This is a genomic window from Tannerella forsythia, from assembly GCF_003860135.1.
GTDB classification, from domain to species: domain Bacteria; phylum Bacteroidota; class Bacteroidia; order Bacteroidales; family Tannerellaceae; genus Tannerella; species Tannerella forsythia_A.
On sequence record NZ_RQYN01000033.1, the window covers coordinates 1 to 18961 of the forward strand.

Annotated in this window: 18 protein-coding genes; 6 read left to right on the plus strand and 12 right to left on the minus strand. The window is 50.6% G+C overall.

The window, feature by feature from the left end:
• Nucleotides 1–23 precede the first annotated feature (23 nt).
• The 5 genes from EII41_RS14155 (at nucleotide 24) to EII41_RS08990 (ending at nucleotide 6435) form a co-directional block, all read left to right on the plus strand.
• Nucleotides 24–197 carry a hypothetical protein gene (locus EII41_RS14155; protein WP_185711877.1) on the plus strand — a complete coding sequence of 58 codons (174 nt, stop codon included), beginning with the start codon at nucleotides 24–26 and terminating at the stop codon, nucleotides 195–197.
• A 434-nt stretch (nucleotides 198–631) separates the two neighbouring features.
• Entirely contained in the window at nucleotides 632–3568 is a 2937-nt protein-coding gene (locus EII41_RS08975) for a hypothetical protein (RefSeq protein ID WP_260425535.1), read from the plus strand.
• A 36-nt stretch (nucleotides 3569–3604) separates the two neighbouring features.
• Nucleotides 3605–4984, plus strand: a complete 1380-nt coding sequence (locus EII41_RS08980) for a tetratricopeptide repeat protein (protein ID WP_124790314.1) — start codon at nucleotides 3605–3607, stop codon at nucleotides 4982–4984.
• 63 nt (nucleotides 4985–5047) lie between these two features.
• A complete protein-coding gene (locus tag EII41_RS08985) occupies nucleotides 5048–5722 on the plus strand; it encodes a DUF2461 domain-containing protein (RefSeq protein ID WP_124790315.1) in 675 nt (224 codons plus the stop codon).
• A complete protein-coding gene (locus EII41_RS08990) occupies nucleotides 5719–6435 on the plus strand; it encodes a hypothetical protein (RefSeq protein ID WP_124790316.1) in 717 nt (238 codons plus the stop codon). The genes EII41_RS08985 and EII41_RS08990 overlap by 4 nt, the downstream gene beginning before the upstream one ends.
• A gap of 56 nt (nucleotides 6436–6491) precedes the next feature.
• Here EII41_RS08990 and EII41_RS08995 read toward each other — a convergent pair whose 3' ends face one another.
• The 11 genes from EII41_RS08995 to fabG all read right to left on the minus strand — a co-directional run bounded on the left by EII41_RS08995 (nucleotide 6492) and on the right by fabG (nucleotide 14975).
• Nucleotides 6492–7271, minus strand: coding sequence for a hypothetical protein (locus tag EII41_RS08995; RefSeq protein WP_124752630.1), 780 nt, complete (start codon nucleotides 7269–7271; stop codon nucleotides 6492–6494).
• 39 nt (nucleotides 7272–7310) lie between these two features.
• Complete coding sequence (locus tag EII41_RS09000) at nucleotides 7311–7946, minus strand: hypothetical protein (protein WP_124790317.1); 636 nt, start codon at nucleotides 7944–7946, stop codon at nucleotides 7311–7313.
• A 998-nt stretch (nucleotides 7947–8944) separates the two neighbouring features.
• Nucleotides 8945–9202, minus strand: coding sequence for a phosphopantetheine-binding protein (locus EII41_RS09005; RefSeq protein WP_124752115.1), 258 nt, complete (start codon nucleotides 9200–9202; stop codon nucleotides 8945–8947).
• A gap of 18 nt (nucleotides 9203–9220) precedes the next feature.
• Nucleotides 9221–9856, minus strand: coding sequence for a 3-oxoacyl-ACP synthase (locus EII41_RS09010; protein WP_124790318.1), 636 nt, complete (start codon nucleotides 9854–9856; stop codon nucleotides 9221–9223).
• Nucleotides 9853–11040: a beta-ketoacyl-[acyl-carrier-protein] synthase family protein gene (locus tag EII41_RS09015; protein ID WP_124790319.1), complete on the minus strand. Its 1188-nt coding sequence runs from the start codon at nucleotides 11038–11040 to the stop codon at nucleotides 9853–9855. Before EII41_RS09015 ends, EII41_RS09010 begins: the two co-directional genes overlap by 4 nt.
• The gene (locus tag EII41_RS09020) at nucleotides 11037–11459 is read right to left on the minus strand and encodes an acyl-CoA thioesterase (RefSeq protein ID WP_124790320.1); all 423 of its coding nucleotides are present in this window, start codon (nucleotides 11457–11459) and stop codon (nucleotides 11037–11039) included. Before EII41_RS09020 ends, EII41_RS09015 begins: the two co-directional genes overlap by 4 nt.
• A gap of 13 nt (nucleotides 11460–11472) precedes the next feature.
• Complete coding sequence (locus EII41_RS09025) at nucleotides 11473–11925, minus strand: pseudouridylate synthase (protein WP_124790321.1); 453 nt, start codon at nucleotides 11923–11925, stop codon at nucleotides 11473–11475.
• Between the two features lie 19 nt (nucleotides 11926–11944).
• A complete protein-coding gene (locus EII41_RS09030; RefSeq protein WP_124790322.1) occupies nucleotides 11945–13030 on the minus strand; it encodes a methyltransferase in 1086 nt (361 codons plus the stop codon).
• Nucleotides 13008–13916, minus strand: coding sequence for a lysophospholipid acyltransferase family protein (locus EII41_RS09035; RefSeq protein ID WP_124790323.1), 909 nt, complete (start codon nucleotides 13914–13916; stop codon nucleotides 13008–13010). Before EII41_RS09035 ends, EII41_RS09030 begins: the two co-directional genes overlap by 23 nt.
• Nucleotide 13917: 1 nt before the next feature.
• Nucleotides 13918–14163, minus strand: coding sequence for an acyl carrier protein (locus tag EII41_RS09040; protein WP_124752109.1), 246 nt, complete (start codon nucleotides 14161–14163; stop codon nucleotides 13918–13920).
• 86 nt (nucleotides 14164–14249) lie between these two features.
• Nucleotides 14250–14975: a 3-oxoacyl-ACP reductase FabG gene (fabG, locus tag EII41_RS09045; protein WP_124790324.1), complete on the minus strand. Its 726-nt coding sequence runs from the start codon at nucleotides 14973–14975 to the stop codon at nucleotides 14250–14252.
• A gap of 117 nt (nucleotides 14976–15092) precedes the next feature.
• On the opposite strand from fabG, the gene cysS reads away from it, so the two are divergent.
• Nucleotides 15093–16565 (plus strand): cysteine--tRNA ligase, encoded by a 1473-nt coding sequence (cysS, locus tag EII41_RS09050; protein ID WP_124790325.1) that lies wholly within the window; start codon nucleotides 15093–15095, stop codon nucleotides 16563–16565.
• Between the two features lie 107 nt (nucleotides 16566–16672).
• Here the strand turns inward: cysS and EII41_RS09055 are convergent, their stop codons facing one another.
• Entirely contained in the window at nucleotides 16673–18523 is a 1851-nt protein-coding gene (locus EII41_RS09055; RefSeq protein WP_124790326.1) for a right-handed parallel beta-helix repeat-containing protein, read from the minus strand.
• Between the last annotated feature and the right edge of the window lie 438 nt (nucleotides 18524–18961).

Sequence of the window (18961 nt, forward strand, 5' to 3'; positions counted from 1 at the left end):
GCGGGTAGTTGCATGACCACCCGATGGGTAGCTCAGAGGCACCCGTCGGGTGGTTCTTTATTGCCCGATGGGTAGCTCCGAACGTATCGGCGAGTGATTCCGGAATACTCACCGTTGACCTCGGAACTACTCCGGGTACGTTCACGAACTACCCGACACCTGCTTCGGAACGTATCCATGGGTGGTTCCGAACCTGATTCCGGTACGTTCCGAACCGTATTAAATACCCCTTCGAACCCTATTTAAGGTATTTCCGAAATACATTTCGGGTATTTCCGAACCTGATTTGGGTACGTTCTGAGCTACCCGTCGATACGTTACCAACTACCCGTCGACAGGTTCCCAACCACCTGCCGATACGTTCCGAAGCACCCATCGATACGTTCCGGACGTACCGAAATATCTCTCCGAACCACCCAAAATCAGGTTCCGAACCGGTCATAATCTATTTCCGAACAGTATTAAATACCCCTCCGAACGTACCGAAATACCCCTCCGAACGTACCGAAATACCGTTCGGAACGTAGTATAATACCTCTCCGGACGTACCTGAATACCCTTCGGGACGTATCGGCCGATGATTTTTTCCTCTTTTTGCATTTATCGGGAAATCGACTACATTTGCATGACCATGAGCAGACGAGATGATTTATCGATCGGTCGACGCCGGACTCCGACCCTGTGGGAACGTTCGGTACGCATCGTACGAATAGCTGTCTTGATGTGGGCGGTATGCGTACTCGTCAGACTTCATGTTTATGCATACGACATTCCTTTTGTTCCCCCGGTTTACAACTACACCACGGCGATGTACGGAGGGGGAAACCAGAATTGGGCTGTGGCGCAAGGTGCCGATGGGGTGATCTATATCGGAAACAACAACGGTCTGCTGCGTTTCGACGGGGTTAACTGGGAACTGCATCGGTTGCCTAATCACTTATCCGTCAAATCACTTTTCGTCGATACGACTGTGACGCCCGAACGCGTCTACATCGGCTCGTTCGAAGAGTTCGGATATTTTGCTGCCGATGCTGCGCGCCGCCTCACGTATCATTCGCTTAAGCCGCTCGTAAAAGATTATCCTTTTCGTAACGACGAAGTCTGGACGATTCGCAAGATCGGGGCGGTCGTTTACTTTCAATCTTTCTCTTCTTATTTCGCTTATCGTCCTGCGGAGGGTTCCATTCGCTACGCTCGTCCTTATCCGGCGCCGCTCTATTTTTTCGAGGCCGGTGGAGCGTTGCTTTCGCAATGGATTGACGACGACTTTTACCGATTGGACGAAGCCGGCAAGACGGAGCGACTTTTCGGGCGCGAGGAGGTGGGCGACGACGATATCGTTTCGGTACTGCCTTTCGGCAGAGAGTGGCTACTCGTTTCGTCGCAGCATGGGTTCTTTGCTTTCGATTCGGAAACGCGTGCCGTACGTCCGTGGCCGACGGATATCGATGCCGAATTGCGTACAGCCATTGTCAACCGGGCTGTCTGTACACACGATTCGATTTACATTGTCGGTACGCTAAACAAAGGGCTGTTCGCCGTTGGTCGAGACGGCAGGAAACGATGGCATCTTCATCGACAGAACGGGTTGAACAACAATACGGTGCTCGGACTGTTCGTCGATCGCGATCATCATGTATGGGCGGTGTTAGACAACGGTATTTCCCTTATTCATGCGCGGTCCGGGCTATCGTTCTTTCAGCCGGAAGGCATTCAGTTGGGGCTGGTAGAAGATATGCTTTTTTACGACAACAAGCTTTATCTTGCCACCAATCAGGGGGTCTACAAATCGTCGGGGGGAGACGGACGGATGGAACGGCTGCCGGGCTTCGATACGCAATCGTGGTTTATCCGTTCTTTCGACGGGCAGATCATCACAGGCAACAACCGAGGTACATCGTTTATCTACAACGATCAGAACATCCCTGTCGCGACCAGTACGGGCGGTATGGATATCCGTCAGGCGCGACTGTATGAGCAGGACGTGCTGATCGAATCGACCTATACCTATCTGTCCGTCTATCGTCGAAACAAGGCCGGCCACTGGATGTTCGACAGACAGATCGACGGGTTCTACGATTTGATCCATCACCTTGAAACGGACCATACCGGAAATATCTGGGCCGGACACATGTATAAAGGCGTATATCGATTGCGACTGAACGATTCGTTGAACGCCGTTGCCGAGACAACTTATTTCCCGCATTTACATCCGGCCGACAGTACTCCGGCACATATCCGCGTCATGAAACTGCGCGGGCGTATCGTCTTCTCCGACGGCCGGCATTTTTATACTTATGATGACATCGGCCGACGGATCATACTCTATGAACAACTCAATACCCAACTCCGCGGACTGGAAGACGTCAATCGCGTGGCTGCAATTAATGACAGTCTGTACTGGTTCGTATGTGACGATGCTTATGCGCTTGTCGGACTGCGCGACAATATCTATCGCCTGCGCGAAAAAATTCCGTTTGCCGTCTTGAATCATCCCCCTAATAGCGGACGCGGTAACGTGCATGTGACGAGCGACGGGGTATCGTATCTTTGTCTCGACGGCGGCCTCGCGCGGTATATGCCGCCATCGGGCGTCTCTTATGCTCCGCCATCGTTACGCCTGCATGCCGTGTCGGCCTACAATCGCCGGAGCGACGAACGTCAATATCTGTCGGTCGATGCACCGCCCGCTCCGATCGATTATGCGTTCAATCATCTGACGTTTGCTTTTCAATATCCCGATTTCTCGCGGAAGGCTTTCCGGATAGAATGCTTGTTAGCGCCGTACGACACGCGGTGGATGGCAACCGATGATCATCGGCGTATCGAGTATGGCTATCTGCCGGCAGGTGAATATACGTTACAGTCGCGTGTGCTCAACAATCTTGGGGAGGAGCTCGCTACTCTTACCTACTCGTTTCGTATCCGGAATCCGTGGTATCGTACGGCTACGGCCTGCGTCGGCTATCTGTTTTTCGGAATCTTGTTGATGCTCTTTTTGATCAGGCTGTACACATGTCGTGTCATGCGTAAACGTAGCGAGTTGTTCGACCAACAGGAGAAAGAACGAATGGCACAACTCGACCGGCAGGAGAAACTGATTACGACACTGCGTAATGAACGCCTCGAAGCCGATTTGATTTACAAGGGGAAAGAATTGGCCGGCGCCGCGATGAGCATCATCAATCAGAAAGAATTTCTCAATAAGTTGAAGCACGAGATACAAGCCGTGATCCTTCAAGGGAAGATGAATAAGAACGAAGGACGCAAGCTCCTCGCGCTCATCGACGGAAATCTTTCGGACGAGGATGATTGGGGACTGTTTCAGGAAAACTTCGATTTGATTCATGAAAACTTCTTCCGCCGGCTGCAGGAGAAGTATCCGGCGCTAACCCCGACCGATCTCAAGCTGTGTGCGCTGCTTCGCCTGAACTATTCCTCGAAAGAGATCGCGAATATGTTGAACCTGACGGTTCGAGGAGCCGAAGCCGCCCGCTACCGCCTGCGCAAGAAGCTGAACTTGTCCGAAGAAGTGAACCTCGTTTCTTTTATGATCGATTTCAAGTAAGTTTTTCGTATGTTTCTTAAAAAAAATATCTTCATCATGAGAACAAAACTATTACTCATCTCGCTGATCGCCCTTGTTGCCTGCGAAGGAATAGCGCAACGTCTTTCTTTACAGGAACTTGTCGATAAACGGCGATATGCCGAAGTCGTGTCGTATGCGGCCACTCTGCAACCGGGCGATACGTCCGATTATGCCACCATGTATGCCCTCGGGCAGGCTTGCGAAGGGATGCTCAAATACCGCGATGCTTACCGTTATTATCGGCGCTGTCTGTCTATCGACTCGACCCGGACGGATTTGCTGGCAACGGCTTCGCGCATGGCTGCGAATCTGGGTAAGGCCGCCGAGGCGGAAACGTATCTGCAACAACTACGCGCATGCGATACGACCGACTTTTACGCGAACTATCAATTGGCCCGGCTCTATGCCCAGCAGGGAGAATATGCGAAAGCTATCGGACGGTATGAATTTCTCTTGCAACAAGACCCTGAAAATTCCGTACTGATGCGTCTTATCGGCGATTGTTATAATCGGATGGACTATCCCGTCTCCGCTTTTCGATATTATCTGAACGCTTTTCGACGCGAGCCGGAAAACGCGTCGCTGGCAGCTTCTTTGTCTAACCTGTTGCTGTTGCTCCAAGAGCCGGGAGAAGCTGCGGCTGTCTGTGACACGTCCTTACGATACCATCCGAACAGCCGTTTGCTGCTTCAGAGCAAGGGGCTTGCGTTGTTTACCATGCAGAAATACGCACAGGCCGATACGGTCTATTCCATACTTATGGCACAGGGCGACAGTTCTTACAATACATTAAAATACGGAGGGTCGGCCAAATATTATGCCGGTCAATACATGAAGTCCATCAAGCCGCTTGAGAAGGCCTACCAAAAAGATACGACGTCCGTCGAGGTCTGCTTGTTGCTCGGCTCGTCGTTGGGACGGACCTTCGACCGTAAACGGGCGTTCGAGCTGTTCGACAATGCCGAAGTTCTGATGCGCCCCCAGCCCGCTTTAGTCGATATGTTGATACGGTTCCGAGCCGAAACGTTTGAGCGTGAGAACCTGCATGACAAGGCAAACGTACTGTATTATCAACTCTGGAACGAGAGCCGGCGGTTCGATATGTTGGGACGTATCTGGCAACGATACCGAACCTCTAAGATGGCGGAACAGTCTGACGATTATCGCCAGCGTGCCCTTTTCATCCACATGCTTTTCGCGACCGAATACCTGAAAAGACCGGAGCGCAGGAAAGATAATCTGGTTTATCTCCGTTCGTTGCTTTCGCAGTTTCAGGAAGAGATGTTCTTCCGTGGCGTGAAACAGCTGCCGACGCTTGCTCCCGATGGCAAAAAAGGCGTCTGCACGGAGGAACAGTTGCAGGCCGTCATCCGACAACTCCCCCAAAAAGAGTAGCAGACCAAGATCGGTGTTCCGGATTTTTGCACTATTTTTGTCCGACAAAGAAACGACAGACAGATGAATAGAGCACTGTTCGAGTTCCTGCGGGAGCTTCAGGAAAACAATAACAGGGAATGGTTCCAAGCCAACAAGAAGCGGTATGATGCCTTGCATGTCGCTTTTGTCGACCATGTGAGGCAGCTGATCGACCGTATCGCGGCGTTCGATCCCGAGATCGGCGGGCTGGATGCCCGGAGTTGCGTGTATCGCATCTATCGGGATCTGCGTTTTTCGCAGGATAAGACACCTTACAAAACTCATTTCGGAGCGTATATGACCGGTTTCGGAGGACGAACCAGTCCTTATGGAGGCTATTACATCCACCTTGAGCCGGGTAAACCGTTTCTCTCGGGAGGTGTGTGGTGTCCTTCACCCGCTATGCTCAAGCGGCTGCGAAAGGATTTATTCGATAACATGGACGAGTTTCTCCCAATTTACGAAGACCCGAAGTTCCGAAAAGTCTTCGGAGAGCTGGAAGGCGATAAACTCAGCCGGATGCCACAGGGTTTTCCCGCCGATGCTGAACACGGTGAGATATTGAAATATAAGAGCTTCGTCGTGTCGAGTGTCAAGACGGAAGCGTTCTTTTGTGCCGATGACTGGATCGATCGCACTGCCGAGGAATTCAAACTGCTACAACCGTTCAACCATTTTCTGAATTATACCATCGGCGAGTTTTTCGGCAAAGCATGAAACGTTTTTTGAAGCGTCTCTATCGGTATCTCTTCTGTCGCAAAGGTTACGGAGTACATTCGCCATTCGTCTTCGATCTGATTACGAACGTACTCGAAGAACGATATGGCTATTATGCCTATACCGAACTGAAAGCTGCCCGTCTGATGCTGCAAGATGCTGCAAAGATGAAAGATGCGTCCAAGTATCAGCGTCTTTCCCTGCGCGAATGCGAGTGGCTTTTCCGGCTGGCGAATCGTTTCAAACCATGTCGCATTATCATGGTCGGGAGCGGGGCGGGGCTGATTCCGCTTTGTTTAACGAGTTATGTTTCGGGAGGGGTACATGGCATAGCCTTGGAGCAGGATGCCATGATCGCCGATGTAGCGCGGACATTGCTATGTGAGCGGGCGACATCGCCTGTCGAAGTTCGTTGTGAGGCATATGAGATTTCGTTGCCGAAGGCGCTCGCTGAATTCGGACATCCCGACTGCATCGTGCTCGATGGGAAAGCAAGCGGATTATCCGCCTTACTCCGATGCTGTGGCGATTATATCCATGAAGATACCCTGCTTATCATCCGGGGGATCGACGCTTCGCCCGAAGCAAACGAAGCGTGGCGAACGGCTTGTGCCTTTCCGTCCGCCACGGTCAGTATCGATGCATGCACATGGGGCATTGTTTTTTTTCGCCCGGGGCTGCCACGGAAAACATTCAGGCATGTTGTGTGTTAAATCTCTCTCTCTCGCCTTGGTCTTCCGTCTTCGCGATACCATTCGCTCTGTCGCCGTCAAAACCTCAATCGACCGTTGTAACTCCAATGTTCGCGGGAGTTGAGATAACGAATCTCGACATTATCGTGTGAAGTGATATGGGCTTTTGTTTCTTCCGTTCTTTTTTCTCTTACGTCGGTAGCCAGTATTTTGATGGCTCCATCTATAAAACCGGCATCGCCACGTGTTTTCTCAATACGTAAGGGAATTTCGATCGTATAATCGAGTTGCAACTTGGGCGATTGGAAGCTCAACAGCGTGCCTTCTCCTTCGATTTTACGCGACGCCCCTTCTCCGAAGCGAATCTTCCACGAACAGGAATACTCGAATAGCCCGTCCCGGTTGTTATGACGGGCAACGCTCCACGTATTGCTGCCTTCGTTTTTAATCTCGAATTCGTAGATGCTCCGTTGCTCTGCGGACGAAGAAGATAAATCACGCACCGTCCATGTGCCCGGAGCATTCAGGGTGTGTCCGTTCGTTCGGATGGACATGTGTATTTTATCTCCGGAGAGGTACCGCAGCGTCCATGCGTTTTCTTCTTCGCCACGAAGTATTTTTACGTTGTTGAAGTAGAGTTTGTCGACCGAGTCGCGTTTGGCAAGGTCGGTCTGCGAATAGTATTCGTTGAAACGATAAACGTATTCGAGCATGGCCGCGTATTTTTCCAACGCATTATACGTATAGTCGAACGCTACATAGCCCGGATGTGTTCTGCGCCGGCTTTCATCGTAATATACGCAACTGCACGTCATACTCAGTAGAATCAGGCTTAAAAGGATATGTTTCAGTTTCATTGTAGTATATATCTATTTGAATGTTTAATTCCTGTTTTTTTAGAAGCGGTAACCTACACCGGCTTTCAGGAAGCCCATCGTGCCGTATCCGATCTCCCAGGACCCGAAAAGATTACGCCCGAAGGATACCCCGAAGAAAGTGAGCTGTCCGGTTACAAACGTCCGATGCTGGTATTCACGCATGCCGAACTCTCTCTCGCTTTCCATGCCAAATCCTAATCCGAACCCGGAATAGAGACGTACGAAAGGACGATTGAAATACGTAAAGCGTACCGTCGGATAAAATGCGAAGCGGTGTTTACGGTAATTATCGTCGACCAGAAAGGATTCACGGACTCTGCGATTTTGAAAGACACCGGAATAGGAAAGATTAAGCCCTAATGCGAGCCATCGTTTCATTTCCTGTGTGTAGGAGAGGGAGAGCGCTTGCGTGTAATATCGGTCGTCGTACGTGTATCTTCCCTGATTATACCGATCAAGCGGTGTTCGCCAAAAATCCGTATAATCGTAGCCCTTCCACCATGATGCGGAAGGGATTTCAACAAGTCCCCAACCGAATGCCACTTCGCGTTTGGGATGGAAGGCCGAGCGCCTCTTCTCCGGTAAATCATCTTGCGCTCGCGCACTCATCGCCAGTACAGCGAGGCAAACCAAACATAACATTTTTTTCTTCATAAAGATGAATCGTTTCTTTTTTATTTATCCAATCATATTATCATTTTCGCCCGAAAGCGTGACAAAATTATCTCTTTTTCTTTCTTTGCAAAAAAGACTTTGTATAGATAGACGGAAAAAATGTCCGAAACGCTGCATCAAAGCGTTTTTTAACTCAGATTCCGCAATAGAAGAAATCATAATGAATTTCATTCAGGCCTTCAGCCCTTGTATGCCCTTCGTGGGGTGAGTTGTTGAGTTGTTGAGGTGTTTATTTGTTGAGGTGTTGGTCGGTGAACATCCCCCCTTTCCCCCCCTTCGAAGGGGGAAGAGCGAAGCGAAGGGGGATGTCATCCCTTCAAAGGGGGGAATTTACGATGTTCAGAACGCAAATAAACACAAATGGCGCAAATCAACGCAAATGAAAAAAAGTAGCAAAGTAGTCAAAGGTAGTCAGAGTAGTAAAGAATAACAACAATCGACAATTAATTACGCTGAATGCTGATGACTGACTGCTGCCGATTAAGTCAGGCTTTCAGCCCTTCAAACAAGGAATGGGCGTCGATCCCCCACCCTTGCGGGATGAGGCTAAAATATATCGGGCTTTCAGCCCTTGTATGCTTTTCAGGTGTTGAGTTGTTGAAATGTTTATTTGTTGAGTTGTTGGCCGGCTGAAGGCTGATTGTTGTAAAAGCCCTGAAAGGGCACCTTAATTCAGCCCAATGCGAAGCGTTGGGGAAAAGGTATCGCATCTCGGCGGAGGGCTGTAAGCCTGACATAATCATCGTCGTACATTCGTACGTCCATGATTAATGGTAAACACCGAACAGTGTATCGCGTAATTTGGGTTTAAGGTAAAGTTTTGTAGTTGATGCTCGTTCTTAGGATGTTGAATTGTCGGTTAGATGGATATGTAAGTAAGGAGCTTTGTCATTCTTTTGACGCAGCTCCCTACGAATAGATGGGATGTCGGCCTTTGTTATCCAAGGTTTGCCCGGTCAAACAGTCTATTTGGGCCGTTACTTTGTTCGGTTGGCCTGTACGTATTCGGCCATCGTGCGCACGGATTTGAAGATTTCCTTGCCTTGCGCGGGATCTTTGAGCTTAATCCCGTAATTCTTCTCGAGCAATACAATCAGTTCAAGCGCGTCGATCGAGTCAAGTCCCAATCCATCGCCGAAAAGTTCGCTGTCGTCTCCAATATCTTCAGGCTTCACCCCTTCGAGGTTCAGTACTTTGATCAGTTCGTTTTTAAGTTCTAAAATCAGTTCGTCCATTGTTTTTTAATTGAGTTATTATCTATTAAATAAGTCGGTCAAATGTCCTGCCGTAAGCGGCAAGGGAGACCGTTTGTCAGTAATTGGTTCGTTGTCTGATGAGCAGAGCAACATGCGTCCGTCGAACGTATCGCCGTTTACTTCCGTCCATCCTGCCAGCACGTATCGCATGCCGGTAGCTGTCAGCGTGTCGTCAACGATATTACAGATCGTTTCCGGTCGAAAGGCGGGCAGCACATAAAACATTGTTTCGCCGAAAATCTTGTTCCGGATAGCGATTTCGCCCGTCACGATATTCGGGAGCGTATAGACAAATTCGGCCGGAGAAGGGAAAAAATTCTCTTCGTCGCGAATCGTTTCCTGATACGCCACATCGGCTTCGAGCGACGCGCTACGGTTGAAGAGCACGATGCCCATATCTTCCTTCGGCTGTTCTCGGTCGAACCCTTTCAGCAGCCATTCGGAGGCGAGAAAGCCGAGTTTCGAGAGCGCATCCATTTTGTAAAACTTGCGATAGTCGATTTGAAGACTGCGATACGCGGCAGCAAAGAAATCACGCATCGGGAGATGTTGCCGATCGGGAACGAAACACTTCGTTCCGTTCAGGCTCACTCCTTCGAGGTTTATCGTACAATATGCATGTATATAATTCATCTTTTTACGGCCTGATCGGGTATATGTTTCGTAAACAGCAGCGCGGCATTGCATCCTCCGAAGCCTGAAAGCATCTTGACACACCAGCGGCGTACTGTCGTCTGCGTTTCGGATGCGACGCGAAGCGGATGTGTAACCCCGAGCGTATCGAAGCCATGTGTTTTTAAGACGATCCCCTCGCGGAGGGCTCGGATGGAGATGACGCTCTCTAACACACCTGCCGCACCGAGCGTATGCCCGAAATATCCTTTCAGGCTGTTGACCGGAACATCGGCCAGTCCGGCGCGTGTCAAGGCGATAGATTCCATCTCGTCGTTATAAGGCGTAGCCGTGCCATGGGCATTGACAAAGGCCACTTCGCCGGAAGAAAACCCTTCAAGAATATGACGCAGGGCGAGGTAGCTTCCTTCGCCCGTGCGTGAAGGCCCTGAGATATGATTGGCGTCGTTGCGGACGGCTCCGGCCGTCAAAACGACCTCGCCGGCACCGATCTCCTCCGCGCGAAGTTCGGTCAGGATGATTGTCGCCGCGGCCTCCCCGAGATTCAGTCCGCAACGATCACGATCGAACGGCTTGCATACCTCTTGCGACAAGGCCTTAAACGACTGGAATCCAGAAATCACAAACCGCGACAGCATATCGGCGGCAACGACGATGACATGATCGTATCGTCCCGCACGTAATTCACGCTGCGCGGCTATCAACGCCGCAGCACCGGAGATACATGCATTCGAGACAACCAGCGGCGGATTCGTGTTTCTGAAAAAGCCGGCAATCCGCTCGGCCGATCGCCAAAGAAAGACTTGTTCGGCTTCATGGACGTGGTGTACACGCTCATCGAGCAGAAAGACATTGCCTTTCGTCGTCGAAAAGATAAAGAGCACCCGCTTGTCTGACGCGTTGATAGCAGCTGTTTGCAAAGCCCCGGCTACCGAAACGATCGCGGCCTTCTCCAGCTTCGTATAATTGGCCATCGTGGCAGAAGGTACATATTCGGTCTCGGTCTCCGCGAAAATCGTGTTCAAAGCCGTGTCATCGATCTCCGAGGCCATGAACGGTTCGGGCAGTCCGAAACGCTCACGGTAAAGACGCAATCCGGTCCGCCCCTGCTTCACGTTCCGGTAGTTCTCTTCGGCAGTGAAACCCAGCGAAGAGATGATATTATCGCCCGTACAGATCGTCATAGCTGGCCGTGTTTCTTTTTCCATGCTTCGTAAAACGGCGGGTTCGTCCACATCAGCCGATATTCGCGGTCGAGGAAGACTTGTGTCGAGAATCCGGTAGCGATCAAGCTGTCGTCATCGAGGAGCCGGATTTCGTAGTCGAAAATCACCTTGGCCGCAGGGGTATTGCGGTAGGTGATGTCGATGCGTGCACGTTGCCCGTAGAGCAACGGCTTCTTATATTGAAAGTTCAGATCGACGAGCGGCGCAAAATACTCGTTGGCGATATACTCATGATAGCTCAGCCCGAACACCCGCCCGAACTCTTCGCGAGCATCTTCGAAATAAAGCGCGTAAGAGCCATGCCAGACGATGTGCATCGAGTCCACCTCGCTGAACCGTACGTCAAATTCTTTCGATGCCTTTAATACCTTCTCCATCCTCTCTCTTTATTTATCTTACACCCGACGGCTCCGTCTGGTCCGTCAGGAATATTTTCATCGAACCCGAAGCAATCACTTCGTCCCCTACTTCCACCTTCGTTTCGACAAGCGACGTAGAGAAAATTTCTTCCATCACTTCAACCGTTGTTGTCAGCACTTCTCCAACGAGGGGCGCACGAACGATCGTTATTCCTCTGATCGCGCCGATAAAGCCCACCCTGACGGTGCCGTCACTTTGCGGCTCCGTGCGGGAACGATAGCCCATCCGCGCAGCGCATGTCTGAGCCATATTCTCAATCAGTCCGGCTTCTTCCATACGGCCGCCATCGGTGCAAAACAGGTTTCCTTCCCGTACCGTGAAAGTGCTCCGGGTACTCGTCTCGTCATCATGCGTCAGTTTATCGACCATCACGAAGGGCGGTCGTTGCGGTATCAGTTCCAGTATATCGAAATCTTTAATCATCCGATGAGCGTATAAAACATTATGCTTTCCGGCAAACCAGTATGGAGTGCCCGCTTCTCAGTCCGTCGTGAATCGTCTCGACCGTCAGCCCGCCGGCTTCGATGCAGCGGATCAGGTCGTCGGAATGATACATCTTACTGTTTCCGTTGGCCATTACCGTAAAATAGAGACTGATTTGGGTCAGGCAGTAGGCGGCTACATCGTTAGCTTGCCGGTCCCAAAGCGTTTCCATCACAAATAATCGGGCATGTTCATCCATCGAAGCAGCCGCGCGCTGAACGATACTTGTAATTTCCGCCTCCGAGAAGCAGTCGAGAAACTGACTCATCCAGATGGCGTCGAAGCCTTGCGGAAAAGGCGCGTCGGGATTCAGTAAATCGATCGCATAGCCGTCGATGCGTGTCGCGCCGTCTTTGTCTGTAATTTGTTGCTTCATCATGCCGATCTGCTGCGGCAAGTCCATAATCGTCACGCGAACCTCGTCATTGTAATCTACGCAACGGAGCGCCCATCGGCCTGTATTCCCGCCAACATCGAGCAAACGTGCCGGGTGGTGCGAAAAGACGATCTCCAGTGCCTCATCGAACGAATGGTCGGAATAAAAGTGATCGAACCGGAGCCAACTTTTCCGCACTTCATCGGGCAATGAGGACAGTCCTTCATAAATCGTTTTCCACGATCCGAACACCTTCAGTCCTTCGGGCTTGCCGTTCAGCAAGGCCTCTTCCATCCGATATAGACCGAGATAATTCACGTCGTGATTAAAGTCCATATTAACCGACATAAGCGGATCGGTCAGCAGCAACCAGCCGGTCTTGGAGAGAACAAACCGCCCATCGACATACAACACCGTTTGCGCCGTGAGCGAAGCCTCCAGCAGTACTTGAACGGCATAGCGCGAGAGGTTCGTCGCAGCAGCGATTTCGTCGAGGGTCAGCCCGTTTTTGGTCTCGTCCAGCAATCGGAAGATGCCGAACTTTATCATCAGTCGCGATACCTGAAACGTTACGGGAGCAAACGCAATTTCGTGTGCCCGTCGTTGCGCCTCAAGAATCCCCATCTGTTCTTTCGTATATTTTTTTTCAAGCGCAGGAAACATGTTCATCTTTCCAGAAATTATAAAAGTTAAACCACTGTTCGGGATATTTTTTTACGATACACTCCAGCTCGTGAGCGAAAATACGGGTCATTGCTTCGACCTGCTCGCGCTTCGTGCCTTCTGCCGGCACAGGAATACGCACGATATGGATGCGGTATTGCGAGGTTTTCGTTTTCAGTGCAAACATGGCCAATACCGGCACATCGAACTGGCGCGCAAGGACGAACGCTCCGACCGGAAAGTCGGCCTTGCCGTTCAGGAACTCGCATTCGACGCTCTTGCTGCTGCCGAAGGTGCGGTCGCACGGCATACTGACCATCTCGCCTTCTTTCAACGCTTCGTTGATCAGAAAGATATGCGACAGATCTTCCGAAACGGGTATCGTGCGAATGTTATTGCGCTCCAGTATCTTCGTTCGGTTTTTCTGTACTTCTTCGGACTCGCCTCCGTATATCAGGCAGTTGATTCGCTTCTGCTGCTGTCGCAGGAGGTAGCCGCACAGTTCGGGATTCCCCACATGCGCACCCGCGACAATACAGCCGTGCGGGCTCTCCAGCATCGAGGTGAACAAATCGTTATCGGGACTGTCGACCTTGAAATTCTTTTGTCCCGCATAGACGGCGAAACGATCGAGCATCGCCTGCCCGAAAACAAAATGATTCCGATAGGTGTAAAAGAACGATTTCAAGGGCGAATATCCATGCTGCCGTCGGAAATAACGATAGATCGATAAATATCCCTTGCGACGAAAAAGCATGTAGAACGGAACGACAAACGCGAGAATGACATATCCGACACGGACATTCACGACGGAGAAGGTAATCTTCATCGCTTTTTGCCCCAAAGTGGTGCCACCGGTCACGCCATCCCATTCTCTCTCTTTTCCCCGCATCTCAGCCTCTAACCTTCGACTCGATGTAATCGTAAAATTCTTTTACCGTAAGTACGTTCGCCATCTCTTCGGGTTTAATCTTGAAACCGAATGTTTTTTCGACGATGACAACGATATCTACAAAGTCAAGGCTGTCTAATCCCAGATCGTCTTTCAGCAGAGCATCGTCGCGAATGACATCGGCTTCGATCTCCATTTCCTCGATTAAAAACTGATTGACCTTCGATTCTATTTCTTTTCTTTCCATTTCTCTCTTGTTCTCGTTATATCTTTTTTCGTTGTTTGTTGGAGCATTTAATCGTAAATTGTACCGTACAGTCAGCAGGATAAGGGTCAGAACAATCCTCCGTTGATCGAAATCACTTCTCCGGTGATATAAGCGGCCTCGTCGGAGGTGAGAAAGCCGACGAGCGCAGCGACTTCCTCAGGCTTCCCGAAACGTCCCAGCGGAATATTTTTCTTCAGTTCCGCTTCGTTCAGGTCTTTTGTCATATCCGTTGTGATAAATCCCGGAGCAACGGCATTGACCGTTACTTTTCGCGGCGCCACTTCCTGAGCCAGCGCTTTCGTCGCACCGATAACGGCCGCTTTGGCCGCCGAATAATTTGTCTGTCCCGGCATTCCTTTCAAGCCTGAAAGCGACACGATATTGACGATGCGTCCGTTGCGTTTCATCAGCATATCTTTCAATATGCGTCTCGTGACGAAGAAAAATCCGTTTACCGAGATATCCAGTACGTTCCGCCACTGCGCGCTTTGCATGAAAATCATCATGGCATCCTGACGGATACCGGCGTTGTTGACGAGAATGCCGATATGGTCGTCGGGATGCTTCTCTGCCCACTCTTCAAGCGCCTTGTCGACAGACGCCTCGTCCGACACGTCGAAAGACAGCAGTTCGGCCGTCCCACCATTCGCTTCGATAAGCGCTTTCGTCTCTTCGGCTGCGACCTCGTTCGATGCATAGTTGATTATAACCGGATACCCTTTGGCGGCCAATGCCGTGCAGATTGCCCGGCCGATGCCCCGCGAACCTCCCGTAACTAATGCATATTTCATATAAATCCTTTATTTTCTAACGTGATACAATAAAATGAGTGCAAAAGTATGAAAAAAAACAATATTCGAAAAACCGGAAATAATTTTTACCTTTGCGTCTCTTAACATCAAAGAGATATGAACAATCAACGGAAACTTGTTTTATATAATACTCTTTCGCGGAAGAAAGAAGTTTTTGAACCGCTTCACGCACCGCACGTGGGCATGTATGTCTGCGGTCCCACGGTGTACGGCGATCCGCATCTTGGTCATGCGCGGTCGGCCATCACGTTCGATATCCTGTTTCGCTACCTGAAACACCTTGGTTATAAGGTGCGTTATGTGCGCAATATCACCGACGTTGGTCATCTGGAGCATGATGCGGACAGTGGCGATGATAAAATCGCCAAGAAAGCGCGTCTCGAGCAGCTCGAACCGATGGAGGTCGTGCATTATTACACGTTGCGTTACCATAAGGCGATGGAGCTGCTGAATGTACTTTCACCGAGCATCGAACCGTATGCTTCGGGACATATCATCGAACAGATCGCGCTGGTAGAGAAGATCCTGAAGAGTGGCTATGCGTACGAGAGCGAAGGGTCTGTCTACTTCGATGTAGCGAAATATAACCAAGACCATCGGTACGGCATCCTCTCGAATCGCAATATCGACGATATGTTGAACACCACACGCGACTTGGACGGACAGCAGGAGAAACACAATCCGGTCGACTTCGCACTGTGGAAAAAAGCGCAACCCGAGCATATCATGCGCTGGCCTTCGCCGTGGGGCGACGGGTTTCCCGGCTGGCACTGCGAATGTACGGCGATGGGAAAGAAATACCTCGGTGAGCATTTTGATATCCACGGTGGCGGCATGGATTTGATCTTCCCACATCACGAGTGTGAGATCGCACAAGCTGTGGCTTCGCAAGGACGCGACATGGTACATTATTGGGTACACAATAATATGATCACTTACGAAGGACAAAAGATGGGCAAGTCGCTCGGCAATGCTATCACCCTGACAGAGTTTTTTACAGGCAGCCATAAGTTGCTTGCAAAAGCATACACGCCCGTCACGATACGTTTCTTTATCCTTCAGGCACATTACCGTAGCACGGTCGATTTCAGCAATGAAGCACTGCAAGCCTCCGAAAAAGGGCTGGAACGTCTGTTCGAAGCCTACGCCCGATTGCAGAAGTTGACGCCCTCCGACATCTCGACCGTCGACACGAAAGGGCTGCGCGAAAAATGCGAAGAGGCCATGTGTGACGATATGAACACCCCTATCGTAATCTCTCACCTCTTCGATGCGTGCAAAGCCATCAATACCGTACACGACGGCAAAGGCACGATCACAGCCGATGAACTGGAGGAGCTGAACTCCGTCTTCCGCCTCTTTATGGAAGACCTCTTGGGGCTCCGCGATACGGCCGCCTCCAGTGAAACGAACGAGGCTTACCGTAAAGCGATCGATCTGCTCCTTTCCATCCGTCAGCAAGCAAAGCAAAGCAAAGACTGGGCCACGAGCGACCGCATACGCAACGAAATGGCGGCACTCGGATTCGTCGTGAAAGATACGAAGGACGGCTTTGAGTGGAGTTTATAACACGCTCCGCTCCATACGGAGATAGGATGGCGGCTTGACAGGCAGATTTTTCTTTCTGCTTATCAAGCCGCCACTCTTTTTTTTGCACCTCGTCCGAAATGATCTCTTTATCGGAAGTTTACCGCATCCTCCGGCGAACGATTGACGAGGATATCCCGCTTGGGATCGAAGTCTTTGCCGAAATGGTTCCCTTCGATCGTCACATTTCGCACTTTCTCGAAGAAGAAGAGATGCGTATTCCAGTGGAACGGCTCGTACTTGGTGTTATAAGTTACCTTATTGTTACGGAACGTGATGCCGTCGGTCGATTTGGCATACAACAGCGGATGATCGAATGTTTCAAACAAGTTGTCTTCAATCACAATGCCCGAATGGAACAGGTGCTCCTGCTTATCCAGGTCGGGTATTTCCGGATAGATCGAGATGACGGCGTTCGTAAACTGATAGCTTCCGGTCAACGCATTGACGAACGTATTGTTCCGAATCGTTACATCCTTGCACGCGCCTGTCTCGTACCAACCGTTACAATCGCCACAGAGCAGGATGGCCGTACCGTGCGTATGGTCGAACAGGTTGCTTTCGCAGACAACACGACGCGGTGTGCTGAACAAGGCGCCTCGAGCACGGTTGTTTCGCACGATGTTATCGGTGAAAACCACTTCGGGTGTCCAGGTCAGGTTCTCGACGCCGTATTTTCCGGCTTCCGAGATTTCCGCCGGCAAAGCATCGGCAAAGGTGATTTCGAACTCTTTCGCTCCGGCCTCTGTCGGTTGGTCAACCGGCTTGATCGACCGGATCGTATAGATATGGTTTCCTACCGTCTCCATCCGTTCCGACTCGACGAATTGCACGCTGTCGCCCGGCTCGCCCCATTTGAAGCCCCAAGCCTGATGGTGCATATAACGCGCACAGAGAGTATGATCATCAATGCGACGCGTAACTCGCAGATAGGTGCCATGCACATTGATGGCATCGTCGGCCATGTTCTCATACAGGCCGTTTTTAGAGACGATCACGCCTTTGCATCCCGAAAAATGGGTCGCATCGGCTTGCGTGGTAAAGAAGCGCGGGTCGTCATCGCTCCGAAGACAGACGTTGAACCCATTCAGGGTGATGTTTTCGCTCATCTGTGCCAATAGTCCCATTCCTTCGGCGTAACGGACGCGTATGTTTTCGAGCGTCGTATTCGTACATTCGCTCACGAAGATACCCGGCGTAGGCCTGTGCCCGGAACGTAGCACGAACCGCTCTCCGGGAGTGGTATAAGCCGTTTGATCCCATCCTTTGATGAGGAAGGTATCGGGCGAGACTTCCGCTACGGATTCCGGACGGAAACCTACATCCTGCCGCTTGTATGTAAGCCGTTTGTCGGAAGCGAAAGCCATGGCGTATGTCGGTACGATCTCAAAACTCTCGCCCGAAAGTATCAGCCGGCCATCTTCGATGCGGTAATGTCCCGACGGATAAATGGCCGCCTTTGTTTCGTTCCGCTCTCTGTCAGTGTCGAGAATTTGCAACTGTCGCAAGGCAGGAACGGCAAAATCGACGGAGAAGTTTTTCAATGTAATGTTCTTTGCGTTCAGCAACGCAAACGGGATCATCCGACCGTGAAAAATGAATTCGGAGCCTTGTCCGTCGAACGTAATGTTCCGCAAATATTCGAACGCGAACGCTACGTGCTTGGGATTGTCCTGATCGTGATTCGAGATGTAATACTCGCGTACGAAAGCGCCGTCTTCGTAGAAATGATACGTCCCGGCGGGAAATGTAACAATCAGATGAGCCGTGTCGGTACGCGATTGCAGAAAAGCAATCAATTTGCTGGCTGCATCAGACGCATTGTCCTGCGCGTCGGGTAAGATACCGAAACGATCGAACGAGACGGTGGAAGGCTTTTGCTGCGTACAGCCGGCATGACACAAAAGCAAGCCTAACAAGAGTACCATTGTTTTTTTCATCAGATTCTGTTCTTATAGTTTCTTAATGTAAAGAGAAGAGGCTGTACGAAACCTCGTTTGGTGCAGCCTCTTCTCGATTATATTCGGACAACAAAGATATGTTATTTATTGAACGATTCAACGATTAGCATCCACGTTTTTTTCGTTTTCTTATCCGCAGCGATTACTTCATAATACCTCAATCGAATGTAACTCCTCTCCCAGTGCGCGGAAATGTACCGGTACGGCGGGAAATTATCTTGCGGCGCTCGGAAATATCTCGGTATGACGGAAGATGTTGGAGCATGGCTCGGAGACTTCTCGGCATAACGTGAAAAGAGAATACATTGCGCCGGAATCTCACGGGATAACGGGAAATTATCTCGCGATGCTCGGAAATGTCTCAGCGCACCGGAAGATGTCGGAGCATGGCTCGGAAAGTGATATTAAAGAATATCA